19 protein-coding genes are annotated in these 24,454 nt (G+C 61.9%); 6 read left to right on the plus strand and 13 right to left on the minus strand.

Annotated elements, in window-relative coordinates:
* Positions 1–65 precede the first annotated feature (65 nt).
* The 9 genes from NW198_RS04880 to NW198_RS04920 all read right to left on the minus strand — a co-directional run bounded on the left by NW198_RS04880 (position 66) and on the right by NW198_RS04920 (position 12,534).
* Complete coding sequence (locus NW198_RS04880; protein ID WP_258340234.1) at positions 66–434, minus strand: YccF domain-containing protein; 369 nt, start codon at positions 432–434, stop codon at positions 66–68.
* A 114-nt stretch (positions 435–548) separates the two neighbouring features.
* Positions 549–1,394, minus strand: a complete 846-nt coding sequence (locus NW198_RS04885; protein WP_258340236.1) for an ADP-ribosylglycohydrolase family protein — start codon at positions 1,392–1,394, stop codon at positions 549–551.
* 151 nt (positions 1,395–1,545) lie between these two features.
* Positions 1,546–2,577 (minus strand): macro domain-containing protein, encoded by a 1,032-nt coding sequence (locus NW198_RS04890; RefSeq protein WP_258340237.1) that lies wholly within the window; start codon positions 2,575–2,577, stop codon positions 1,546–1,548.
* Positions 2,578–2,664: 87 nt separating this feature from the next.
* Entirely contained in the window at positions 2,665–3,423 is a 759-nt protein-coding gene (locus tag NW198_RS04895; protein WP_258340238.1) for a glucose 1-dehydrogenase, read from the minus strand.
* Between the two features lie 159 nt (positions 3,424–3,582).
* Complete coding sequence (locus NW198_RS04900; protein ID WP_258340239.1) at positions 3,583–4,038, minus strand: DUF6998 domain-containing protein; 456 nt, start codon at positions 4,036–4,038, stop codon at positions 3,583–3,585.
* A gap of 59 nt (positions 4,039–4,097) precedes the next feature.
* On the minus strand, positions 4,098–6,620 hold the full coding sequence (locus NW198_RS04905; RefSeq protein ID WP_258340240.1) for a DUF262 domain-containing protein: 2,523 nt from the start codon (positions 6,618–6,620) through the stop codon (positions 4,098–4,100).
* A gap of 69 nt (positions 6,621–6,689) precedes the next feature.
* Complete coding sequence (locus NW198_RS04910) at positions 6,690–7,517, minus strand: hypothetical protein (protein ID WP_258340241.1); 828 nt, start codon at positions 7,515–7,517, stop codon at positions 6,690–6,692.
* A gap of 51 nt (positions 7,518–7,568) precedes the next feature.
* A complete protein-coding gene (locus NW198_RS04915; protein WP_258340242.1) occupies positions 7,569–9,929 on the minus strand; it encodes a DUF2357 domain-containing protein in 2,361 nt (786 codons plus the stop codon).
* 55 nt (positions 9,930–9,984) lie between these two features.
* Entirely contained in the window at positions 9,985–12,534 is a 2,550-nt protein-coding gene (locus NW198_RS04920) for an AAA family ATPase (protein ID WP_258340243.1), read from the minus strand.
* Between the two features lie 257 nt (positions 12,535–12,791).
* Here NW198_RS04920 and NW198_RS04925 point away from each other — a divergent pair, with 257 nt between their 5' ends.
* The 3 genes from NW198_RS04925 (at position 12,792) to NW198_RS04935 (ending at position 15,553) form a co-directional block, all read left to right on the plus strand.
* A complete protein-coding gene (locus tag NW198_RS04925) occupies positions 12,792–13,643 on the plus strand; it encodes a DUF4230 domain-containing protein (protein ID WP_258340244.1) in 852 nt (283 codons plus the stop codon).
* Positions 13,633–14,235, plus strand: a complete 603-nt coding sequence (locus tag NW198_RS04930) for a DUF4230 domain-containing protein (RefSeq protein WP_258340245.1) — start codon at positions 13,633–13,635, stop codon at positions 14,233–14,235. Before NW198_RS04925 ends, NW198_RS04930 begins: the two co-directional genes overlap by 11 nt.
* Positions 14,236–14,320: 85 nt before the next feature.
* Positions 14,321–15,553: a hypothetical protein gene (locus tag NW198_RS04935; RefSeq protein WP_258340246.1), complete on the plus strand. Its 1,233-nt coding sequence runs from the start codon at positions 14,321–14,323 to the stop codon at positions 15,551–15,553.
* Positions 15,554–15,714: 161 nt separating this feature from the next.
* Here the strand turns inward: NW198_RS04935 and NW198_RS04940 are convergent, their stop codons facing one another.
* A complete protein-coding gene (locus NW198_RS04940; RefSeq protein WP_258340248.1) occupies positions 15,715–16,416 on the minus strand; it encodes a hypothetical protein in 702 nt (233 codons plus the stop codon).
* A 3-nt stretch (positions 16,417–16,419) separates the two neighbouring features.
* On the minus strand, positions 16,420–16,929 hold the full coding sequence (locus NW198_RS04945) for a hypothetical protein (protein ID WP_258340249.1): 510 nt from the start codon (positions 16,927–16,929) through the stop codon (positions 16,420–16,422).
* A gap of 249 nt (positions 16,930–17,178) precedes the next feature.
* On the opposite strand from NW198_RS04945, the gene NW198_RS04950 reads away from it, so the two are divergent.
* The 3 genes from NW198_RS04950 (at position 17,179) to NW198_RS04960 (ending at position 21,046) form a co-directional block, all read left to right on the plus strand.
* Positions 17,179–18,270 (plus strand): AAA family ATPase, encoded by a 1,092-nt coding sequence (locus NW198_RS04950; RefSeq protein WP_258340250.1) that lies wholly within the window; start codon positions 17,179–17,181, stop codon positions 18,268–18,270.
* Positions 18,271–18,272: 2 nt separating this feature from the next.
* Positions 18,273–20,603 carry a S8 family peptidase gene (locus NW198_RS04955; protein WP_258340251.1) on the plus strand — a complete coding sequence of 777 codons (2,331 nt, stop codon included), beginning with the start codon at positions 18,273–18,275 and terminating at the stop codon, positions 20,601–20,603.
* 65 nt (positions 20,604–20,668) lie between these two features.
* A complete protein-coding gene (locus NW198_RS04960) occupies positions 20,669–21,046 on the plus strand; it encodes a hypothetical protein (RefSeq protein WP_258340252.1) in 378 nt (125 codons plus the stop codon).
* Here the strand turns inward: NW198_RS04960 and NW198_RS04965 are convergent.
* Positions 21,043–22,398, minus strand: a complete 1,356-nt coding sequence (locus NW198_RS04965) for an LlaJI family restriction endonuclease (RefSeq protein ID WP_258340253.1) — start codon at positions 22,396–22,398, stop codon at positions 21,043–21,045. The genes NW198_RS04960 and NW198_RS04965 overlap by 4 nt on opposite strands.
* Positions 22,399–22,519: 121 nt before the next feature.
* Positions 22,520–24,451 (minus strand): McrB family protein, encoded by a 1,932-nt coding sequence (locus tag NW198_RS04970; RefSeq protein ID WP_258340254.1) that lies wholly within the window; start codon positions 24,449–24,451, stop codon positions 22,520–22,522.
* Positions 24,452–24,454: the final 3 nt, after the last annotated feature.

Here is a 24,454-nt window from a genome sequence, read left to right on the forward strand (position 1 = left end):
CGCTCGGCGTAGGGCGCGACGTCACTCGGCGAGCGCGGGATGCAGGGCTGCGCCCCGGCCTCGCCCTACCGCACCTCGGCGCCGAACGGCCACAGCGTGAGCTTGGCCATCTTGAAGAGCTGCAGGCCAAACGGGATGCCGACGACGGTCACGCAGTAGATAGCGCCCTCGATGAGGTAGCACAGGGCTGACCACCAGCCGCCCAGGAGCAGCCAGACGACGTTGGCCGCCACCGACGGCGCGCCTCCGCCGTAGACGATCTCCTTGCCAAACGGCGCCAGGGTGAGGCTCGCCATCTTGAACGCCTGCCGCCCGATGGGGATGCCCACGATCGTGACGTGGCAGATCACGCCGACGATGAGAAAGCCGAGCGCCGTCACCCAGCCGCCCGTGAGGATCCAGATGAGGTTGAACAGCACGCTCAGACAGCCCATGGCAGACCTTTCGCACGACGAGACGACGCGACCGCGATGAGAAAAGTGTACCCGTGCGCGGCGAGAAGGACGCTGCGGCTTGAGGCGCCCGACGTGAGCCTCTAAAGCTCCGCCTCAGAACAGGCAGCCCTCGATGACGTCTGTGCCCCGTAGCGTATCGAGCCACTCGTCCGGTATCCCCTCGCTGCCGTAGACGATGCCGGCGAGCGCGCCGGCGACGGCGGCCGTGGTGTCCGTGTCGTCCCCGAGGTTCACCGCGGCGAGCGCGCACTCGGCGTAGCTTGTCGTGGTGGCCAGACACCAGAGCGCGGCGTCAAACGTGTCGCGCACGAAGCCACCGGAACGGATCTCGTCCACGGGGCGCGCGGCGACGTCGCCCGCCACGTCCGCCGGGCTCGCGCCGGCGATGAGGTCCCGCGCGATATGCACCATGGCGACGCACGCCTCCGTCGAGGTCGGGTGCGTGTGCGTGATCGCGGAGACGGCGCGCACCTCGTCGTCGGTGGCGTCGGTGAACGCAAGCGGGACCGTGCGCATGAGCGAGCCGTTGCCGTTGTCCCACTCCCCCGCAAGGCCGCGCCCGCGCTCGAGCGCCTCGCGCGTGGCGTTGCCGATGTCGAAGAGCCCGTCGATCGTGTAGGCGCCCTCGCGATACCACCGCACGAAGCGCCCGCGGATGTCGTCGACGTCAATGCGCCCCAGCTCACGGTAGCTGTCGCAGATTGCGAGCGCCATCGACGTGTCGTCACTCCACGTGCCCGCCGGCTGGTTGTGGCTGCCGTGGCCGACCATGTCCACACAGCGGAACGAGCCCCGCGGACGGAACTCGTACGGCACGCCCAGGGCATCGGCCACCGCCTGGCCGTAGATGCAGTCGCGAAGTGCTGGTGCGTGAGCCCGACTCCCGCTTCCGTCGCAGTGTCCGATCGCCCTTCTCTCACGCACGGTGTCGCGTCCCAACCCATCCCCTCCTCGCCCTAACGTCCTCATCGAGTCCCGTGCGCATCGCTGCCTCCCGTCGTCGCAGCCAACCTGACGGCACAGAGACTACGCGGATGAGCCTGCGCAGAGGTAAACCGTCGGGCGACATCTTCCCGGCGGGACCGACCGCCTAATGCGAGCCAAGCAGCGGCTGGTCAAAGGCGAAGAGCGCCTCGTTCACGGTCATGACGTCATGGACGCCGCGCGCGAGATAGAACTCGACGATCACATCGAACTTGCTGCTGTGCGAGAGCGTGAGCCCGACGCGCGCGAGAAGCTCCTGCGTCTGCGACAGCGTGAGGCTGAGCGCAAGCGCGAGCGCCAACGCCGTGGGCTTGCTCGGCCGATAGTCGGACTTGGAGCGAATCTTGGAGAAGAGCTGGCGGCTGAGGTTGGCCCGACGATATACCTGGGCGTCGGTGAGCCCCCGCTCGTCGATCAGCGCGAGCAAGGTCTCCGAGAAGGACGCGTCCAGGTGCGCCAGGCGCTCGGCGAGCTCGTCGGGCGCCCGCACGCCGCCATAGGCCGCAACGGGCGCAGAGCGCCGGGGCGCCGCTGCGACGGGGCGTGCCTCGGAGGCGCAGAGCTCCCGCAGCTCGGCACCGCGGTCGCGCAGGTGCGGGCTCTGGTCCACGTACGCATCGTCCACGTACTCGCACAGCTCGCCCATAAGCGCCACGCCCTGAGCCACCACGTCACGCGTGAAGACGACGAGCGTCACCTCAACGTCCGGGTGGTGGTCGAGAAACGCCGTCGCCTCCGCGCGCGCCACGTCGAGCGCCTCGCGCACGGGGTACCCAAAGATGCCGGCAGAGATGAGCGGGAACGCCACCGAGCTCGCGCCCAGGCGGGCCACCTCGGCAAACACGCTGCGGTAGCAGCTCTGCAGGAGCCCCCTCTCACCGCGCGCACCGCCGCGCCAGATGGGGCCCACCGCATGGACCACCCAGCGGCACGGCAGGCCAAAGCCCGGCGTGACCACCGCCGAACCCGTGGGGCAGCGCCCGATCTGCGCGCACGCGGCAGCCATCTCGCTGCGGCCCGCGCCGTCGAAGATCGCCCCGCACACGCCGCCACCGGCCATCAGCCGCTCGTTGGCGGCATTGACGAGCACGTCGGCGCGTACGTGCGCGATGTCGTTGCGGACGATGGAGAACGGCATGGTGACCTCCTACGCTGGCCTAGAGGAGATGGTAGCAGGGTCGCCGAAACGACTCCGGCGACCCCGCCCCCATCGTCCCGGGCAGACTCAGCCTGCCATCCAGCCGCCGTCCACGGGCAGGACCACGCCGTTGACGTAGCTTGCAGCGTCACTTGCGAGGAAGAGTGCAGCGGCGGCAATCTCCTCGGCGCTGCCCGGCGCCGGCGAGCAGTCGAGCACGGGCTTGATGCGGCCGTATCCGGCCGGATTGGGCACGCCCATCGACGTGGCGATCTCCGTGGCAATGCCGCCGGGAGCGATGCAGTTCGTGCGGATGCCGTCGGCCATGTACATGTAGGCGGTGTTCTTGGTGAGCGAGATGAGCGCGGCCTTGGAGGCGCAGTAGATGGCGCCGGCGCAGCTGCGCATGCCGCCGACGGACGCCACGTTGATGATCGCGCCCTTGGTGCCGGACGCCTTGAAGGCGTTCACCGCAGCGCGCATGGCCGCGAGCGGCCCATAGACGTTGACGGCCATGACCTGCTCGTACTTCTCGTCCGTGGCGTCACCGACGGGAGACATGTCGTCCATGATGCCCGCGTTGTTGACGAGGACGTCAAAGCCGCCGAAGGTCTTCTGGGCAAACTCGATCATGCCCTCGTTGACCTCACGGGAGGAGACGTCGCCGGGAAAGACCGCGACCTCGCCCGGAGCGTCCACCAGACTGTCCGCCAGCTCCTCGAGGCGCTCCTTGCGCCGTGCGACGGCCACCACCTTTGCCCCCTCGCGGGCGAAGAGCTCCACGATGGCGTGACCCATTCCCGATGACGCTCCGGTTACGACCGCAACCTTGTTCTCGAGCTGCATGCTTTTTCCCTTCTGCCATCGCGCGCCGGATGCGCGCGCTGTTCACTTACCGCGTGGCGAGGCTGGCGAGAAGAACGCTGCGGCGAGTGGGAGCACGTCTTTCGGCGGGCGGGTGGGGCGGAGGACGCCAACACGGGGGTGTAGATGGAAACGCCATCTCTATGCGAGGACTGGAATCCTATCCTTGGGCGAGACTCCCTTATTGAGCTCCTTCAGTCGGGCGAGAGAGATCTGATACTGTCCGGTCTTCGCAGGCTTCTTGCCGGCAAAGCGCTGCCAGACCGGCTTTCCCGGACCGTTGTAGACCTCGCTCAGCCGCCCCTCGCGGTCGATGCTAAACACCAGAAGATAGTCGGGTTCTTCATAGATTCCAACCGAGCGACGCTGGGTCGCCTTAATCTGCACGAGGCGTCCGTCGGGGGCTTTGCCGTCATGAGTCTCGCATCCAGCGGTAAACAAACTGATGCCGTATCTCTCGGCGGCAAACACCTCGCCGATACTCCCCACCAGATGACCGTCCGGCGTGAAGTGCCTGCCGGGATACATCTTCTCGAGCCTGGCAGTAAGCGCGTACAGCTCGTTGATGATGGAGGTCAGCTCCTGGGACTTAGCCATATCGAACGCACTCCAATCACATGACCGCCCAACTCGGGAACGCAGCTTTCAAAGCCGACCTACTCCGCCTCCAGCATCTTGGCCACCGGTCGAATCTTGAGCAGACCGTCAACGAGCCACGTGTACAGCTCGTCCCAATGCTCGGGCGTGACATCGGTATCCAAGCGCACAAGAAGCTCGCGAGACTTTTCGTTCCCCTCGTTCCAGGCGATCTTCCCGCCAAGAGAGGAAAGGACCTCGTCAACTTCGCTGCGACGGGCAAGGAGACTGTCGTAGAGGGCAAGGTCCGACATCCAGATGCTTGCAGCGACCCACCCACGCCGCGAATAATACGCAAGGACGCTTGCGCCGTGGATGCCCAGTCCAAAGGAGACGCTCCACCCACGGTTGTCCCACCGTTCGGACTGGTCGCCGTATACCCTGACAAAGTCCTCTCGCTCGGAGCAACAGTCAAAGAAGCCGTCCCAGAACGCCGCACGAAGGCTAGCGGCATCAAGCTCGTCTGCTCTTTCCGCTTCGGAGAGATACGCTGTTTTGAGCTCCGCAAGGTACGGGCCATCCACGCCAACCCGCCAGTACTGCCAGCCGTTTACAGCGTAGTGCTTGCCCGTCTCGAGTTCCTTGACACGAATGGCCGCACGCGAGGGGCTGTCGACTTCCTCACCGTTGGAGAGGCGGATTGCGTAATCCTCCGTAATCTTTGCCGTAACTTCGCGCCCGTCCTCGAACGAGACCAGAGTATCTCCCGCCTTGAGATGACCGGATGCACAGATCATGCGGAACGTAATCTTGCGCATAGCGGATGATGCCGCCTTCTTTGCCGGACGATAGGAATCAATGACGGAGTGATCCAGATGGGGCATCCGCCATATCTCAAGCGCTCGCTTTGCAAGGGCGTCCGTACGAGCGCGGATTGTCTTCTCATTCCAGACATCCGTGTCCTGGAGCGACTTGGAAATAACGAGAAGCTCCTTGTCATAGCCCCCAACTGTGCGCGCCTTCTTCTGGGCAAAGGACGCATCGGAGAGCTCCGAGTTGTACGCCGTGAGCGTGAGGTTGCCCAGTGCGTTGACCAGCTCGTCGTGAACGCGCTCGCATTCCGGGCCGAGCATCTTTCGCCAATCCTCCCGAGCGAGCGCATTTCTGGGCATGATGTGCTCGATGGTATAGGTACCGCCCGCAAAGTCCCGCGGATCCTTGGGATGGTAGCTGTTCTCAAGGGCTGAGAGCAGGAAGAAGCCGCGACGGAACGCATAGCAGTCGCGCGTCCTGAGCGCTCGCTCGAAGTCCGCGTCGGTCGGCATGCGCCGAGCAGTCCCCGCCTCGCCCAGAAGAATAGCCTCGTAAGCCTCCAAGTAGTTGCACCCCTCCTCCTGGGCAGCATTGAGGCGAGCGATGACCGACGAGAAGAACTTACTGAGACTGTTCGTGGCAACGTCGCACACAGAACGACGCAGGAGGTAGTTCTCCGTTACGTCAAGCATCTCCAGGAGATCGTCACGACCGAAGGAACCTTCATCGTAGTCATCAAGGAAGGACATGAGCAGCGGGTTCACAACGGTAACGTCGAGTGCCTTGATGCGAGCAAGGCTCATGCGGAGGTCCTTGTCGTTCGCGGCGCCCATCGTGATCTGGGCGTAGTAACCGGCGTAGCGCCTGATCTCCTTGAGCAAGACCGCCATCTGACCCGACTTGTCGTAACCGTTGTCCGAAACGTGACGCTTGAACAGGCGGTACACGTCGCGCATGTTGATGGAGGTCGGCGCGTATATGACCGTGAGCCAGTTCCGGAGGAACTCGTCGAAGACCTCGTCGTAGCTGTCCGCGCCGAGCGTCTCCTCGATCTTGCGCCAGTAGTTGGCGTAGAGATCCTCCTGCTCGTCCATGGGAAGGCCCATGAGCACGAAGTTGCGCACCAGGTCAGCCGTGGAGAGGTCCTTGCCCGTGGAGTTCATCGACTCGAAGATGAGCTGCGGATTGTCCTGGCCCTGCGCCAAGGTGATTGCCACGATCTCAAGACGTTGGATGCCATCCCAGACCACGTTGGGGTCTTCGATGTTGTTGAGCCACGTGCGGAATAGGACGAGGTTGTCAACGATGCGGTGAGACTCTCCCGCAACCTCGACATCCGGGTTCTCAAGGTGGTCGAGAACGGAGCGCAGCGTCTTCTCGTCACCCTCGGAGAGGGTGAGGCGGTAGTGATCCTCGCCCTTCTTGTACTTGAGGACAAGGTAGCCGCTGTCGATAATCTCCTCGTAGGAGACGTGCGTCAGCTTGTTAGGATGCTCTCGGGCAAACTCCGCCATCGCGGCGATGAGAAGACTGAGCGTGGTGATGCGCTGCTGGCCGTCGATGACGAGGACCTTGTTGACGCCTGCAGCGCTGAACTCCCCGCCCAGCACCATGACCACGGAGCCCGTGAAGTGATTCCCAGAGCTTCGGCGCCCGGCGGCGACGATGTCGTCCCAGAGCTGTCGGCACTGCTCCTCATCCCACGAGTAGGCACGCTGATAGACCGGGATGACCATCCGCTGGTTGGCGGAGGTGAGCAAGCTGACGATTGACTGTGGTCCAGCGTTCATGGTGGGCTCCGAGGGACGAGATGGGCGACGAGCACATTTTAATCAATGCCCAAGGAGAGGAGGCCTTAGCTAGCACACCCTAAAGTCGAGATAGGTATCCTTGAGGAAGCGCCTCCTAGGGTCGATGCAGTAACGCTTCACCCACTCAAGGTCGCTCTCCCACTTGGCACAGGCAGCCTCTTTATACTTGAGTTTCCTGCCATTCTTGATGTTAAGTTCAAGGAGTCTGATGAGATAGGCCTGCGAAACAATCCGTCGATCCATAAGACTCGCGAGGATGAGCCTGCGCTGGCCGGGGGTTAGTCCGTCACTCTTGTTGACCGTATACCCATAGAGCCTGGGAACGGACTCGGACGCGAGCTCTTCAAACCATCCGCCGTCCCCACGTCCCGTCCGTGCAAACCGGTAGTTCCCCAGCAGCGGCCCATGCTCCTTGCAACAGGCCCGGAACGCTACGTCGCCGACAAAGTACTTCCTGCACTTCTGACAGTACTCAATCGTGACTCTCACCGGCTTCCTCGAGAGCGATACAAGTATGCCCGTCAATCGCTCGATGGGATGCCCTTTCCCCTGGCATGCTTTGGTACCATCGCCAACGATGAGCGTGAACTCATTGCCATCGAACACCACCGGGTTGGACGAAGATCTCCTTATGACGACCGACCCCGGACCCCCATTTGACCCCACGGGCAGAGAGCCGCACATGCGAGACGACGGGGCCACCGTCGAGGAAAGGACGCTTCGCGAGAACGGCAGGGACGCCTCTTCCATCTTCGGGGCTTCTCGAAGGTACACCGATCCCGACCCGGCGCGTCCCTGCCCGTAGGGAGTAACGGGGCGCAGCTTCATCTCCCGTGCCGGGACGTACCCCTTGCCCTTCTTTTTCTTCTTGCTCATGGAGCTGGCCTCCCAGGACTCCTCTTGACTTGACCACCCCGGCGCGCTCCATCAGGAGCCCTCCCCCGTGGGGTTATCGGCGTCGCTCGCCCTCCTCTCGAGCAGGGAGGCGTACCTGTGGAGCGCGTTGAGCTGCGGGAGGAGCATGGCCTTGCAGAGAAAGACGTCCTTGCCGTCCAACGTGATGCGGCGATATCGCTTTGCCTCGCGCTTCCCCGAGACGCTCCTTCTCAGAAGCGGCTCGCTCATGTCCAGCACCCTCTGGGCCCATGCGGCTTTATAGAGGTCGGCCCCCTTCTTGGGCATGAGCGCCATAAGCTTATGGATATCCTCCTCGAGCTCGCTCGGCTCCTGCCTATGCGTAGACTTCGCGGGCTCCGTGACAGGCTCCGGTTCAGACGTGGCCACGGGCCCCGGCGTAAGCGATGCCCGATTCGCATCTTGCGGCTCGGGAGCAGGGTGGGACGCAGTCGCAGGCGCGGTCCCCACCTCCGAGACTGCCTCCGCCGCAGCCGTCGGCGCCGCCTCCCCCTCCCCACTCGGACTCACAACCCCGAGCGCAGCCAGAACACCGGGAAGCCCGTTTGCCAGGGGAGAGAGTGAGACTGCGCCCGAGGGGGAGAGCCTGTCCCTGTTTGCGCGCGCCCATCCGGAGCGCTCGAAGTCAAACTCGCGGACCAGATGGTCCCTTCCGCAGAGGAGCCACACCGACGCGGGCTGGCGCCCCGTATCGGAAGCAAGGCACTCGAGCTTATACTTCCTCAGGCACTCCTCCAGAACCGTGGCCCTTCTCCCCGAAGGTAGCCAGTCACGCACCCTGTCGCCCACGGCACCCACGGTCATGTACTTTGCGTCGAGCACGACGTCCCTCCACGGCTCACCGTCGCAGGAGAGCCTGAGCAGGAAGTCCGGGGTGTAAGGCGCCTCGGCGCCGGAGGAAGTCAGCCGATGGAGCGTCACCCCGTTCTCCTCGAGCTCCGAGGCGGTGAGGACCGGCTGGTAGAAAAGCTGGGCGCGCATCCCGGGACGGCTGAGGCAGTACCTGTTGGCGACCTGGGCGCCGCTCGCATCGTACTGTCCCGAGCTGGAGTAGCGCACGGTCGAGACGGGCTCAGCAACGTCGGAGTCCGGGACGAGGCCCACGTCGTGAAGGGCCCGGAGCAGCGCATGAAGGGCGTAGTACTCGTAGAACGTGTCCATGCGCTCGGTCCGCAGGGCGAGGCTCAGGCCGGACACGTCAACGTCCCCGAAGGAGCACCACATGCCCATGAGCTGGTAGAGCCTGCCATACGGATCGATCTCCTGGAATATCTTCGAGCGGCGCGGGGGCTTGAAGGGCACCGCCTGGACACCCGGGGCCGCGCGATGGTAGGCGCCCCGGAGGCGTCCCGCCCACTCCGCAAGGCGGTCGAGCTCCCTCGCGGCCCTTCTTCGCATCCTGAGGGAGACGTCCGCCACGAGCAGCGACGAGAGCACGTAACCCTCGGAGGCGTGGAGATTCAGGGCCCTCGTCAGCCCCTCCCCCTCGAACGTGGCACTTGTGAGCATCTGCGACAGGGCGCGCAGCCTATGGGACGCCTGTCCCAGAAAGGCTACGACCACCCGGTTCTCGGGGATGTCGAACGTCCGCGCGCGACGCTCCGTCTCCACGTAGCGAGGAAGGAAGCAGCGCCTTCCGTCGGAGAGGGGCGAGGGTCCGGGAACGCGCTCGAGCGCCTCGGGATGCCGGGCGATCCACAGGACCTCGGAGGTCCCCAAGTGGGAGACCCTGTTGCGCGGGACGCGCCGCCGCGTGCGGGAGACCTTGCTCGCAACGTGGAGCCTGAAGGCCGGCAGGCACCCCTCGAAGCCGGCGAGCACCTTCTCGGCCATCTGGACGAACGTCGAGAGCCCACGCGGCGCGGAAGAGATCGCGGACCCCTCCACGATGGAGAAGCGCCTCTTGCCCGAGGGGACCCCCGTCAGCATCATCTCGAGCGCGGGGTCCGCCGACCCGCCGAACAGGTCCTCGTACATGAGGGAGACGCGGCGCTCCTCGACCTCCCTCGACCCGCGGACGAGGACGGGGATGTCTTGCGAGAAGAACGTCAGGTCGCCTGATTCACACGTCAGGCGCACTTCCGCTCTGGCGTAGCCGAAAATCAGCCGGAACGGGCTCGAAACCTCGGACTCGTCGAGCTCGACGCGCCCGTCCCCGCCGTCCTGTGCACCCGAGGCGACGACCTCCCCGTTGACGAGCAGCGTCGCCCCGGACACCTGCCCGACGCCCTCCGCCTCGACGGCAAACGCGTAGTGCGCGTCCTCGCTGACGCAGAGCGCGTCAGTGACGTCGAGGCTCTCCCGCCAGACGTCCTCGGATCTGAGGAGAAGACGAATCGTGTTGCCCCGCTCGCCCGTGAGCACCAGCGTCACACGGGGCTCGACGCTCGGGACGGGGGCGGTGCCCCCGTGAGGTGAGGCGCCCACGCTAGGCGAAGAACTGGTAGTAGCCACTGCTCTCGCCCGCGCGCTTGATGTTGGCGATGAGCGCCGAGGACACCCTCAGCTGGGTGCACGCCTTCTCGAGGGCGTTGACGAGCCCCTCGTACGTCTCGCGCGGACCGGAGATGGCGGGGAGAACCTTCTGGGCGACCGCCATGTCGACCGGGTCGAACCTCGTCCCGACCTTCTTGGTGTCCATGAGCTCACTCGCTGCGGATATGAAGCCCCTCATCATGTTCCTGCTCCGCTGGGAGACGGGCCTGCCGTTGTCCGCGCACGCCTGGAGCACCTCGGAGTAGATGCTCTCGGAGGCGGCGTCCATCGTCGTCTCGCGCCTCCTCCCAAAGGTGGCGAGCAGGCTCCCGTAGGGAACCACGCCCTCGGGTGCCGTCCTGTCCTCCTCAGGCAGGTCGTCGGACACGGAGGAGTCCGCCCCCAGCATGACCACCCAGCTCCTGTCGAGGAAGCGCGGCGAGAGCTCTTCGGTCGTGTGGTCATAGTTCACCGTGGCGAGGAAGCGAACGCTGCTCGGGATGGGAAGCGACCGGCTCCCGCCCAGGGAGAGCGTGGAGCGCCCGTCATGGAAGGAGTCGCACGCCCCGAGGAAGGGGGCCCAGTAGTGCTCGATGGGGCTGAGGTTTGCCTCGTCGAGCAGGATGATCCCGGGTGCCTCCGACGCGGCGTCGCCGTCCCCAGCACCTAGGCGCTCCAGCAGCGAGAAGACCTCCGGGTTCGAGCGCTCCTCGATGCCGGTCAGGGGGTTGTAGTACCCGATATAGTCGCGATACGACGTCCATCCGCGCTCGACGGAGACCTCGACGAAGCGCCCGAGCCCCCGCCCCTCGATGCCGAGGCCGCGGGCGAGGAGCCTGCAGAGGCTCGTCTTGCCGGTGCCGGGCATGCCGGCGAACGTCGTGATGAACCCCTGGGTGAGGCAGATGTAGAAGTCGATGAGCTCGTTTCGGTCGTAGGAGCGGCCCGCCCGCTCGCAGACGACGTCCGCGAGACGGTCGACGAGGTCCTGTCCCTCGTCGCGCACGATCACCGCCGGTGCCGCCACCTCGCAAGGGGACGCCTCGCGGGACGACCCGATGCCACGGTCCATCTCGCCCATGCTCAAGATCTTGTTGAGCGCGCTCTCCCTCAGCGCCTCGGCGGAGAGCCGCACCTTGTCGTCGAGAAGGGCCACGAGGCCCGCAACGCCCTCGTTGACCTCAGCTTCCTCGGCCCTGAGCCGCTCGAGCCGGCCCTCGAGCAAGCCGACCTCGCCCCTGAGCCGCTCGCACTCGGCCTCGAGCCGCTCGAGCTCCTCGCTTTTTGCCCGCTCAGCCATCCTGAGACGCTCCTCAAGGCTCTTCTCGGCCTGAGTGAGCTCCTCGAGCGCCTCGTCGCGCCGCCTGCGAGCGGCGGCCTCCTCCTCGCGGAGGCTGTCGAGGGACGCCATGAGGGCCCTTCTCTGCTGCGACACCTCCTCGGCAATCTCGGGGATCTCGAGGATCTGCTCTTTGAACCTCGGGAGGTTCTGCGGCGCGAGGACGATCTCGGCGAGCTTCTCGTCCGACATGCGCTCGAACACTGCGTCCTGCAGGGCGTCCGGCAGCGTCCCGAAGTACTCGACGTCGCTCATGAGGTCGAGGACCCTCTCCCTGCGCCCGTCATCGAGCCTGATACCCGCCGTGACATCCGTGATGGCACCGACCTCGTTGCGAATCTTCCTCAGCTTGCCCTTGCTCAAATCCTTGGTTTCCTCCGAGAGCGAGAGGGCGCGTCCGACCACCTTCACCAACAGCGACCTCGGCACCCAGTCGAACCTATTGGCATAGGCGCCGCGGTCGATGGCAGACTCGATCGTCGACAGCTCGAAGAAGCCGAACCGCGCGTCGCCCTCCCGGTCGCAAAGCTCGAGCCTCGACTCCTGAAGGGAACGGGGGAACTCGTAGACCCGGTAGTCATGGTCCTGGGAGCCGACGAGCTCGAGCTCGCCCGCGCCGGGAACCCGCGGGGCAAAGGGGCCGAAGAGCCGCTCCCTGTCGGGCGAGCGGTCGACGACCATCACGAGGTCCGTGAGGATCTCGTCGGAGACGGCTAGGCTCAGTCCCTCCCCCGCCCTTCCCGCGAGCTGGGGAAGCCCTGAGACCTCGACCACCTGGAGCAGCGACTTCGAGGCCCCGTGCTTGCTGAGCTCGATGAACTCGAGATCGGAGCGCCCGCTGGGAAGTCGGACGTTCAGGTACGAGCGAAACTGGTTCTGGTTGTTCCCGTCCTTGTATGCCGGGTTTTTCTCGGGTCCATAGTTGTTGAACCGCATGACCACGACCTCGCCGAACCGCGAGCGGACCGCGTCAGAGTCGACCCCATCGGTCAGCAGCGCGACGATTCCGCCGACGTCCGGGAAGATCGACGAATCAATCCTGCTGAGTGAGCCGCCGTCCATGCGAAACTGCGGCCTCGGGAAGCAGGCGGTCTCCCGGCCGCTCGGCGAGTAGCCGACCCACGCGAGGAGGTCCTTTCCCACGCAGTCCTCAATGCTCGTCACCAGTTCCATGGCTCCTCCAGGACAAGGGCTCGACTCCATCGGACGGCAGGGGCAGCCGGGCGCGCGGGAGCGCGGGGCTGCTTGGGAAGAGTATAGTCATCGTCACCCGAAGACCACGTGACCCACCGCTCGCCGATTCTTCGTTGAGCGCGCAAAGGGCACGGTTGTCCCGATAAAACATATTGGCCAGCAGCCCAAGCATGAGCGTTATAGTCTTGACTTAAGGTTCAATTAAGACAGCTGCATGCGAGGCGACTATGCAGAGCAACGATCAGATTCCGGAGGGCATGACGCCCTCCGACAAACGCAAGACCCGTCAAAGTCGGGCTGATGGCCATGCCACTCCTGACGAGGCCAGAATCTACGAAGCGCAAAGCAAGGCGAACGCCGCGGCGGCGAGTCTTGAACGCGAGAAGCGCAAGAACAGGGCGAGCGCTGAGAAAATCCGGAGGCGCAAGGCTCGCGGTAAGGTGCTCTCCGAGCTGCTAACCCCCAAGCGCATTGCCGGGATTTCTATCGCCATCGTCGCACTTATCGTCTTTTCCGCCCTTTCCATCCCCGGCATGCTCCGAAGCGGAGAGGGGATGACCTACCTCTCCGCCTCAGAGCTCGAGAAGGTCGTCAGCATCAGCAAGCTCTCGACCGCTGAGTACGTGTACAACGGAATTGCCGAAATCAAGGATGAAGAAGGAAGCGTTACTCAGAGAATCTACTACTCGTCTACGGTCAGAGCGGGCATCGATCTTGCCGACGTCACATTCACCGTAGACAATGACGCAATGACCGTCACCCCCATCATTCCCGAAATCACGATCTACGATCCGAGCGTGGACGAGTCGTCCTTCGACTACATCCCGAGAAACCCAAATCTCGAGCTCAGGGACATCATCACCATCTGCAAGGCGGATGCTCGCACGGAAATAGAGAGTCAGGGCGACATCTACCGTACGGCAAAGGCCAATCTCGAGAGCGCCGTTCAAGCGCTGACGCTTCCCCTCCTTGAGGACGCTGGCTATGAGCTCATCTGGCCGGACGATGCTTCAATCGCCGAGGAGAGTGTCGAGAATAGCGATAGCCAGCCAACCGAGGGGGTTTCTGATGAAGCGTAGCGGAATAGCGCGCATGGGCATCGCGGCTGCTGCCTGCTCAGCAGCTCTCACGCTCTCTCTTTCCGGGTGCCTTCCGAACGAGACTCAATCAACTCCGAGCTTCTCGAACGCAGGATACGTCTGCGAGCTCTCGACGCTTGAGGTCTATTACCACAACGTTGCGCGCGCGGAGCAGCAGGCAAACGGCATGTTCGCCTGGTTTTTCGAAAATGGGTACAAGCAGATCTGGTTCGAGTACAGCGGCGTGGTCGAGATGGGCATTGATGTGTCCCGAATGAGCATCTCCGGGCCCGACTCGTCAAACGTCGTCAGCGTCACCCTCCCCGCAGCAGAGGTCCTAAACGTTGACGTCGACGAAAGCTCGATCTCCGACCCCGTCATCGAGACGGGCTTTATGACGGGATTCACCACGGAGGAGAAAACCGAGGTACTCGGCAACGCGCAAAACGACATGCGCGCAGCAGCCGAACAGGACGACACGCTCAAGAGCCAGGCTCGGGAGCGGGCAAAGAGCATGCTCGAGTCCTATATCAAGAACGTGGGAAAGCTTGCAGGCCAGGAGTACACCGTCAAATGGGTTGATGCGGCTTAGGGCTGTCATCTTCCCAGTCGGACACATGCACCTTATAGGCTTCGCGCAAAATTCATTGCTGTTGACATCGATTCGAAAGGTCCCTATGAGCGACAACTCCATTCAGCGCACGGATATGAAGTCTGACAGCCTGAGCACCCATGCCATGCTAGAGCTTCGCGAAAAGCTCTCTGTCGACTATCCAGACATTGAGGTCGACTACGCCCACGCCACAACGATGCCGCTTGTTCAAATTGCCGCACTTGGTGCAGCTTTCTCTGCGATTCCCGAGACGTTTCGCACCGTAACGCAAAGCGTCAGCATTCCAGCAGCAGGAAACTTGTTCTTAGCTACGACACGTGATGGAAAGGCCGTTACCGCGAGCGAGCTCTTCAGCTTCAAAGATCTTTCCGGATTGATGGGATCATACAGTGACGGGAGTGGCCTCCATCAGATTCGACTTCACGAGGTGAGCTCTCAAGCCGGCCAGATTACCACCGCGCTCCCCGTCGATCCCGCCACTATATTCATGGCGGCAGCCCTTATGGAAATCAATCGGAAGCTCGACTCCATCCAGGAGACTCAAGAGGAGATGTTCGAGTATCTCAAGAACCGTGATAAGGCGGAGCTCCGCGCCGGACTTGAGGCACTCTCTGACATTCTGGATAATTATCAGTTCAACTGGAACATTGAGATATATAAAAAGACAAAGTATGCTCAAGTTCTCGCCATTCGCCAGAGCTCTGAGAAAAGTATCATCCACCTACGCGCTCAGGCTGAGTCCGCGCTCAAGGACAACGACCTCGTCCACTTCCAGTGGGGCGCCGAGGACAAAATGGGCAAGATCATTGACATACTCAAAGAGTATCAACTTGCTCTCCATACATATTCCTTTGCCACTTTCCTTGAAATCATGCTGCTTGAGAACTTTGATGAGGGGTATCTCGAGTCCGTTGCTTGTGCTCTCGAAGAGCACGCAAACCGGTATCGTAAGCTCTACACCCATTGCTATAACACCATCGAGAACCTCTCCCGCTCGTCCGTTGACAACGCCATCCTCGGAGGCATCGCTGAGGCGGGCAAAGCGCTCGGCGGGTTCTTCGCGTCAACCCCGTTTGGCAACCTGACCCCCATTGACGAGGCACTTTCCGATGCTGGGAAGGGTCTCGAACAAGCAAAGGAGGACGCGACCAAGAACCTGATGGCTCGGCTTCACGATGTCAAGGCTACGGATGCACACGTTTTTGTCGACAACATCCGTGAGGTCAGCAGGATCTATAACCATCAAATGTTTTTGCTCGCAGACGAGGAGAACCTCTATCTCGTTCCAGCTGCATAGTGGATACACTGGTTGCCGACGGGCACCTCGGCCTTTGAGCGCTTGAGGTCTCGGTCATCTCAAGGGGCTTCATTTGAGTGAGGCCCCTATGATTGGGTGCCCATCCCTATTTCAAAACGGACATTGGCCGGATTCCCCGGCAATGGACCGTTACGCCAAGCTTAAGGAAGCGTTCCGTCCTCGGCGCGGCTATACCCGAACTGGTCCCCCTCGCCCGAGTTCAGCGCGATGGCCGAGAAGAACCGCGTCTGCGGCACCTCCACGATGCGGCTGAAGCGCTCGAGCACGCGGTTCGAGCGCGCGGGGTTGGCGAGCGAGAAGTCGTCCAGCACGCCCTTGAGCGTCGGCGTGATGAAGAGGATGCGGCTGCCGGTCGAGACCTCCAGCTCGTCCATCTCGTTGGTCGCCGCGCGCAGCGAGGCGAGGACGTCCGCCGCCTCGGCGTCCGCGAAGTCCTCCTCCGCAGGCGTCACCCCGTCGTGGCCGGCGATCTCGGCAAAGGTGAAGGCGTCGGCCTCCGGCGCCACCTGCGTGCGCTGGAGCTCGGAGCCAGCCTCGACAAAGCAGTCGAGCACGCCGGCCTCCTCCACGTCCATGACGTCAGCCAGAAGGCGGATACCACGGTCGTAGTTAAACGTCTTCGTCTCGAACTCGTAGGTGATGCTGCCGGTCTTGTAGCCCACGTTGCGTGTGTAGTTGCCAAGGCCGGATACCTGGATCTTCGGCACCATAATCTCCTTGGCGTTGCGGCCAGCGCGCACCATGCGGCGCGGGCTGTTCAGGCACGCGGAGACCGCCGCGCGCTGGTACACCTCGTCAAGGATGGTCGTGTAGTTCTTGGTAGATGCGATGCTGTTGGCCATCTGCTACTCCTCGTCCGCGATGCCTGCGATCTCGCGCCACCGCTTCATCGTCTTGCCCTCGTCTGATGCGGCCCCCGCGTTGGGAAGGCCGGTCTTGCCGCCCTGTCTTGGCATCGCGCTGTCGAACAGCCACGGCTCGGCCTCCTTTAGCTTGGAGACGTCACCGCCGTGCTCATCGAGAAGGACGCGCGCTGCCCTCACGTTGCGCGCGCCGGCCATCGTGAGCTCGAACTCAACGCGCTGCTCCTCGCCCTGGCGCCGCAGCTCGTCCATCTCAACGCGCAGGGCCTCCGCCGCCTCGGCGGACTTCGCCGCCTCCGCGATCGCTCCCTCGAGCTCGGCGATCTTGGCATCACGCTCGGCGAGAAGAGCCTCGTAGTCCGTACCCGCTCCCGCTGCGCCGGCGCCACCGGACGTCAGCGGCTCCTGCGCCGCCTGCTGCGGTTCGCCCCGCGCCGCCTGACTGTTCGTCTCCTGGAGCTCCCGCGTCTTGCCATCGACCTCACCGTCCATAGATGGGCCCGCCTTTCTCGTCGGGCAGGCCAAGAAAAAGCCTGCACCCGGTATTCCACGGATACAGGCTATCGGCGTGTCACAAGCACGCTCTCCGAAGAGCTCGATGACTGCGGGCGTAATAACTCTGTGAGCAGAAGAATTTCCTCTTGTATACAGAAGACCAATATTCGAGTACAATCTTACCTAGATGTTTACAACATGCTTTGTTTGTATACAGAATGCTTGGCAATGAATATGGAGAGGGCCATGCAAGCTGAAGTGCTACGTATTATAGAGGGCGGACTCACTGGAGACAGAACCAAAGTGCTCAACTACGCCAGAACGTTGGCGGACAACTTGGAGCAGTCTGGGGACCCTCGCTTCGCGAAGCGAATACGCACGACTTTGGCGGGCAAGCGTTTCAATGTTGCGACGCTTGACGGGCTCTCTTCAAAGCCCGTAGACCAAGAAAGCCGCATGGAAATCGTCGATGTTGAGATTGTCTTGCCGGAAGACGTTGATCTCATCCTCAGCGACTTTCTCCGCAATGAGATTGACGGCGTCGTAGCAATGCGCGGCAAGCGAGACATCCTGGCACGTCACGGAATGGACGCGCAGAACTATTTGCTGCTGTATGGCCCACCTGGATGTGGAAAGACCAGCATAGCTCGCTATATAGCGGCGCAGACCGGTCTCCCGCTCGTAACAGCCCGTCTTGACAGCCTTGTATCCTCTCTGCTTGGGAGTACCGCAAAGAACATTCGTAAGGTATTCGATTACGCGGCAAAGCAAGAATGCGTGCTGTTTCTCGATGAGTTTGACGTGGTCGCAAAGCGCCGAGATGACGAAAACGAGCTTGGGGAGCTTAAGCGGGTGGTGAACAGCCTTCTTCAGAATATCGACTCGTTCGGTGAGGGGAGCATCCTCATTGCCGCGACGAACCATCAGGATCTGCTGGACCCCGCCGTCTGGCGTAGGTTCAACAAGGTCATAGAGGTTCCCATGCCCGCGAATGGCGAGCTTGAAGCATATGCTCAGCGTTTCATTCAGCCCTACATGTCTACGAGAATTAAACCGAAGCTCTATAGCGCGCTTGGGGGCCTTAGCTTTTCGGATCTCAGCACGGCAACCAAGAACGCATTCTATAGCGCCACGCTCGAAGGTTTAGACGGCATGTTTACGGCATACCATCTCGCACGTGAAACGTATCTTCTCAAACATCACAGGCTTGATGACCAGGAGGGTTTTATCCGCTATCTCATCGATGCGGGATGCACCTTGAGAGAAATCCATGAGAGGACATCAATATCGATGCGTCGCATCCAAACGGTTTCTCGAGCAGCAAGACGTGAGGAGTAGCAATGCCTGATGACTTTCTGCCCATAACGGTGTTTCGTCAGCGCTCTATCGATGAGGAGCGAGTTGAGGGTCGCGGACAGAAGGAAAAGCCAAAGTGGGTCCTTACAGGAGACGACCTTGTTAATAAATCGCACGCCCTCGTGAGCGATTTCGTTGAAAGTTATGCCGACGCTCAGCACAATCCCGACTTGCCCTACGTCTACGAAGTGACTCTAGACAAGCGCGATACCGCCAAGTCGAAACGCAGAGCGATAACAGACATGTTCGAGGTGGACGGGGCCGACGGAGCGTCCCGCGTCATGGGGATGCGCGGAAGCAAGAGCCTCATTGTCCGCGCCTGGGGCAACGAGCAGTTGCAGACGATACAAACGCGCCTTGAAGATTACGAGCGCTACGACATGGCGCTGTCATGCATCGACTCAATCGAGAGGTTCCACCCCACAATCGAAACGGAAATCGACAAAGACGTGTATAAGGTCCGCCTACTAGACTTCGAGGAGGAAAGCTCCCCGTGTGCCGAAATCTTCGAAGAACAACTCGGGAAGCTCGGCATCCCGCACAAGAAGCTGGAGTATGCAAAGGGTTTGACGGTGTATCGCATCCATGCGAGCACCGATCAGGTCAAGGCGGTGGTAGACGGAGCGGCAGGCGAGACGCTGTTTTTCATTCGCCCGATGCCAAGATGTGTTGCCACGCTTGACGGCGCGTCTGGACTCGCTATTCCCGGAATACAGTCACCCAATCCGGGAGTGGACTATCCGCTCATCGGCATACTTGACAGCGGGATCGAGGAGATTCCTCATCTTTCCCCATGGCTTCTGGGTAAGCGAGTGTCTCCTTATATCGACACCGATTTGGATAAAGCCCATGGGACGTTCGTTGCAGGAATTGCGGCATACGGTGACCGGCTTGAGCAGAAGGACTGGGTTGGCGGACTGCCCGCTCGCCTTGTTGACGCTGCGGTAATGCTCGGTGACGGAGACGTCGATGAGTTGGAGATGGTCGACTCCATCCGCACCATCATCGGTGCAATGCATGAGAGGGTGAAGGTCTGGAACCTTTCGCTCAGCTTCAACAAAGAGGTTAGTGAGCACGAGTATTCCGAGTTCGGAATGGCTCTAGATGACATTCAGGACGAGTACGGCGTGCTCATCTGCAAATCTGCGGGAAACTGCGAGCTCTCATACGACGGTGCTAAAGGGAAACTGCTGGTAGGTGCCGATTCCATCCGAGCCTTAACCGTTGGGTCTGCCGCTCATGAAAAAGACATCCATGACGCAGCCGAGATAGGCCAGGCCTCGCCGTTTTCTCGCAAGGGACCAGGCCCCGAATACATCATCAAGCCTGAGGTCTGCCACTACGGTGGCAATGCGGGATGGACCCCTTCAGGCATCACGCGCTCGGAAGTTCACTCGTTTGGCGTTGATGGTGGCCCTGCAGGAAATGTGGGTACAAGCTTCTCTACTCCACGCGTCGCCGCCCTCGCAGCGAACCTTCAACAGGCCATAGGCGGAGATTTTGACCCGTTGCTTGTAAAAGCCCTTATCACACATTCCGCTTCCTTCCCTGGGGATACATTAATTCCCGCAGACGAGCGGGTGCAGGAGATGGGCTTCGGTATACCGGGCAACATCAGATCGATTCTGTCGGATGACATCTATTCTTCAACGCTCATTCTTAGGGGCAAACTTCCAAGAGGGCAGGTCATTGATATCAAGGACTTCCCGATGCCGCCTTCGCTCATACGCGATGGATACTACACAGGGCAGGTTATTCTCACTGCCGCGCTATCTCCAATCAGAGCAATCGGCCAAGGTGGTGAGTATTGCCAGTCAGATGTTGAGATTGCGTTCGGAACGTACGATTTCAAGGAGGAGCGAGACACCACACAAAACGGCATTCTCAACCCTATAGGGCGAAAGGACTCTCTCAACCTGCTGAACCGGACGTTTTATAGCAAGCCACGACTCAGGGAGGGCGGTACGGCTTTTGCTCTTCGCGAACGAATGCTCATTCAATACAAGGGCAAGTATTCACCGGTAAAGAAGTATGCAATAGATCTCGCTGATCTTACGAAAAGCAACAGGGAGAAAGTGGCCACAGGACGTCTCTGGTTCCTGCACTTGAAGGGAACCTATCGCCACCAAACGGAACGCAACGCAGACAGGAATGGTTTACCGCTCAGCCAAGACTACTGCGTCATCATTACACTCCGCGATCCCACCAAACAATCCGAACTGTATAACGAAGTGCCTCAGCAGCTTGAACAGTACAACTTCTGGCATCAGAACATTCGTCTAACAAACCAAGTTAGAGCCATGGTTGGTCTATAAGGTAATCTGCTAACGAGCCAGGTAAAGTGATAGGAACGCAAGCCAACCGTCTCCAGGAGCCGCCCATGCGACCCCACCGCGTAGCCATAGCCGACCTCGAAGACCGCCCCGAGTGCGTCCACCGCGCCTACCTCGACCCCGCCGAGGAGTGGAACGGCTGGGCGTGCCCCTACTTCGAGCGCGCCGAGGTCGAGCGCATGGCTGCGTGGCTGCCCGAGTTCGACGATTCGCTCGTCTACGACGAGAAGTCAGACACCTTCCGCACCACCTACGATCCTGACCTCACCGAGACTTTCCCCGGCGCAAACATCGACGGACGGCACCTGTACCCCATAGGAGCCGGCTCATGGACGTGGGTCATCGTTGACGAGAACAGCGAAGAATCCACCGCGGACGCATCGGCAGACGCGGCCACCAAAGCCGACGAGCGCGCCCTCGCCTAGCCAATCACCTCAGCGAGGCACGCGGCGTCCAGCTCCCGCCCGCCCACATAGGCGTCGAACACCGCCTCCGCCGGCAGCGCATACAGCTCCACCTCGTTCGAGAACGGCGGCTCCTCGGCAGCGATCACGCCGGGAAAGCGCACGCGCCCCAGATGCTCCACGGCGTCACCGCACGACGGCACGAGAAACGCGTTCACCACCCTGGAGAACCCGTGCGCGAGCACGAAGTCGCGGTACGCGGCCTGATACAGGAACTGCTTGGTCACCGACTCCACGCCCGGCACGCCACCCACGCGCTCGTCCAGCAGTGGCGTGTAATACTTAGCGTCAAGGATGGCGAACGTCCCGCCTCCGGCGGAACACCCGCCAGCACCCCGCACCGTCACGATGTCCGGGATCAGCGTCGCGACCTCGCCGCACGCCCGCTCCTCGTCAGCGCCCATCGCAGCCCACTCCGGTCTCGGAATGACATCGATGAGCCGCATTTTCGCCATCCCCGTGAACGGCGGGGCAAGCTCAATCCCAAGCTCATCCAGCCGAACGGACAGCACGTCACCGAACGCGACCTTGCACGCCGTCTCCCACAAGTGATGGAAGCTTGACGTCCCCAGGCACAGCGGCGCGTCCGACGTCGCAGACACGCCCTCGTCGCGCACATAGCGCACGAGCAGGTCGATTACGTCCTGCTTCCACGTGACGAACTGCACCGCCCGCTCGCGCTCCAGCCGGTATGCCACGAAGTCGGCGTCTCCAAAGTCCGCCACGGAGGAATCGCTGAGCCACACCTCGTCGAGCGCCAGCAGCTGAGCCAGCCCGCTCTCCTGCATGAAGTGCGAGCACTCAGTAAGCACCGCACGGTGCAGTCGCGTCACGAAGTCAGAGGCGTCAGCGTCAGTCTCCACGGTCTTGTAGTCAAAGTAGATGGGACGCCCGTCCCGCACGAAGGGGAGGTTCGCCGCGATGGTGCGCTCCCAACTGATGTTGCCCGACCCGTTGTCCGCGATGGCGTGCACGTAGTTCGAGTAGACGCCGTACTCGTCGTACATCTCGAGCAGCGAGAGCATGAGCGCCAGACGGTCGTTGGCCCTCATGCCGTCCTCAGTCGCAGCGGCGATGCTGGCGTAGCTTCCACCGCTCTTGCGAAGGACCCCGAACACCTGGCGCATCGATGCCCTCGTGGCGTCTTCGGGGCATAGAGGGTCAACCACGGGCAGGTACTTCGGGTACACAACGATGCAGATGCCCTCCACCAGGGCAAGACCGACGTATACGAACTGGTAGGTGCCGCGCGGCGCGCCCTCCCCGAGCGGGTCGTACTCTTTCGGCTCGTCACCCGTCCTCAGCCTAAGCACGCCGTGCGCGCACAACTGGGCAATATAGCGATCGGTGTCATCCACCTCGATGCCAAGCGTACGCGCGAGGCTCACCGGCGTGTGGAAAGAACGCTCACGAACGTAGACCGTACGCATGGCGCTACTCCGCACCGTCGGCAACAGGCTCCTCCGCAGCGCCCGCAACCTCGCCGACCTCAGGCTCCTCAGTCACACTCGCGCTGGCCGGCGAGAAGGGCGGCAGCTCGCGCATGCCCCTGAACGCCAGCTCCCCTAGGCTCTCGAAGTCCTTGCAAACATCCGAGTACGTCGCACGCCCCTCGTGGGAGAACACCTTTGAGGCCTTGGTCTTGGCGGCATCCTCAAAGAGATAGAGCAGCACCTTGTCCTTGAAGGCCTGTGTGAAGCCGTCGGGGTCGGCGAGCCTCGCGGGCGAGATGAAGAACGGTCCGAGCAGCTTGTCCTCGTTTACGCCAGCCTCGATCAGCACCTGGTTGATGCCGCGTCTCAGCGCATCCCAGCTCACCATGCGAACGGGCGTCCCAACCGGCACGGCATAGCCGGCAATCTCGCCCGAACCCTTATTTATGTCCATGTAGCGGAAGTCCCACCGGCGCTTGAAGGCGGTGTCCATCGGGAAGACGCCCTGGTCCGCGCTGTTCATGGTTGCCCAGATGAACATGTTGGGCGGCAGCGACAGCCGCTCCGCCTCGTCCCTGAGACGCAGCTGCTCGGAGAGTAACCGCTCCGGGTCTTGGATATACGCAGTCGTGGCGTACTCCGGTAGGAACACGCGCAGGTACTCGCGCATCTCGCGCGGCGCAGCAATCTCGTACTCGCTGCGACCGTCGGAGTCGCGGTCAAGCAGCTGGAACACGTCACCGAACGCGGCCGCCGGGTTTGCGCGATTGATCTCCTCAACGACAAGCAAGTAGTTCGTGCCGGGGTTCTGCACCGCAGCGATGTATGTCTCCAGGAACGGCCCCGGAACGAAACCGTAGCTGATCTCGCTCTGGGTGCTCTCGGTTCCATCTTCATCGGTCACCGGGCGCATCGTCGTGACCGGCTTGTAGCAGCCCACGAACTGAGCGTAGGTGTAGTCGGGGTGGAAGGTGACGCGCCTGACGTTCCTCTTGTCGAAATACTTCTCCGCCTGCCGTGCGAGCCGGTACGACTTGCCCGTGCCAGGAGCCCCGAAGAAGATGAGGTTGCGGGGCTCGGGGACGCTTGACGGGACGGAAACGACAGAATGATCGAGAAAAGTCGGGCGTCCAACAATATCCATCACAGCAGGCAGCGGGTCGCCGATGCCCGAATAGGTCGTAGGGCACTCGTGAGCAATCAGGCTCATGAGCTCAGCGGTTCTCTTGTAGCAATCTTCGCAATCAAACGGTACGACGCCGAGAAGGACAGCGCCAAAGTGTCGCAGGACGTCGGCCGCAGCCTTCGGAAGAGCGCTGCAGTGATCTGCTGCATAGAGGATGTCATTCACCCGTCGCTCGAAATCGAGCGTGAAGAACATGGCTTCTCCGGTTGGCTTACCGTCTTCCGTCGCGTACTTACCCTGCTTAGAGAGGCCGCCACTGAACACATAGTCCTTGGGAATGAAGCAAGCCGAACCGTCATCTTCGAGCTCGCAATCGAGCCACATAGACCTCAGCCAGTAATTTCCCCTCGTAAGCGGCGAGAGTTCAAGAGAGTCCGCCATGTTGATGGTCGTTGTCTCGGGAAGCATCATGACAGCCGGCAACAGCAGGCTCGGCCTGACCTTCCCCCCAAGACTTAGCTTCATCTGCTGGCTTCCGGCTCCGCGAGGAGAAACAGGGTAGCGATACGACTCCTGTGTCCCCAAGTCAACTTTACACACGCTGCCGTCAGCCCTATGGAAGCGAAGCGCAAAAGTGGCAGTCAGGCCACCGAGCGTCGAGGCCGAGGCTCTTCCGCCATCTTTCCCGGCAAACGCCCCGCCAAGGAATGCCTGGCCTCCGCCGCTGTTCGCGTTGTAGTCAAGATGGAAGTCGCACTCCTCGCCCTGATAGGTCCGGTAATCCTCGGTCTGCTTGAAGTACGACAAGGC

The sequence above is a fragment of the Thermophilibacter sp. ET337 genome, from assembly GCF_024733715.1.
Taxonomy (GTDB): Bacteria; Actinomycetota; Coriobacteriia; order Coriobacteriales; family Atopobiaceae; genus Thermophilibacter.

Coding starts and splice junctions, on each gene's coding strand:
- NW198_RS04900 (WP_258340239.1), bottom strand. CDS start 4,038: ATGGCTAAGTCCCAGGAGCTGACCTCCATCATCAACGAGCTGTACGCG.
- NW198_RS04950 (WP_258340250.1), top strand. CDS start 17,179: ATGCAAGCTGAAGTGCTACGTATTATAGAGGGCGGACTCACTGGAGAC.
- NW198_RS04890 (WP_258340237.1), bottom strand. CDS start 2,577: ATGCCGTTCTCCATCGTCCGCAACGACATCGCGCACGTACGCGCCGAC.
- NW198_RS04945 (WP_258340249.1), bottom strand. CDS start 16,929: ATGGACGGTGAGGTCGATGGCAAGACGCGGGAGCTCCAGGAGACGAAC.
- NW198_RS04910 (WP_258340241.1), bottom strand. CDS start 7,517: ATGAGCAAGAAGAAAAAGAAGGGCAAGGGGTACGTCCCGGCACGGGAG.
- NW198_RS04880 (WP_258340234.1), bottom strand. CDS start 434: ATGGGCTGTCTGAGCGTGCTGTTCAACCTCATCTGGATCCTCACGGGC.
- NW198_RS04925 (WP_258340244.1), top strand. CDS start 12,792: ATGCAGAGCAACGATCAGATTCCGGAGGGCATGACGCCCTCCGACAAA.
- NW198_RS04955 (WP_258340251.1), top strand. CDS start 18,273: ATGCCTGATGACTTTCTGCCCATAACGGTGTTTCGTCAGCGCTCTATC.
- NW198_RS04960 (WP_258340252.1), top strand. CDS start 20,669: ATGCGACCCCACCGCGTAGCCATAGCCGACCTCGAAGACCGCCCCGAG.
- NW198_RS04905 (WP_258340240.1), bottom strand. CDS start 6,620: ATGAACGCTGGACCACAGTCAATCGTCAGCTTGCTCACCTCCGCCAAC.
- NW198_RS04935 (WP_258340246.1), top strand. CDS start 14,321: ATGAGCGACAACTCCATTCAGCGCACGGATATGAAGTCTGACAGCCTG.
- NW198_RS04930 (WP_258340245.1), top strand. CDS start 13,633: ATGAAGCGTAGCGGAATAGCGCGCATGGGCATCGCGGCTGCTGCCTGC.
- NW198_RS04940 (WP_258340248.1), bottom strand. CDS start 16,416: ATGGCCAACAGCATCGCATCTACCAAGAACTACACGACCATCCTTGAC.
- NW198_RS04895 (WP_258340238.1), bottom strand. CDS start 3,423: ATGCAGCTCGAGAACAAGGTTGCGGTCGTAACCGGAGCGTCATCGGGA.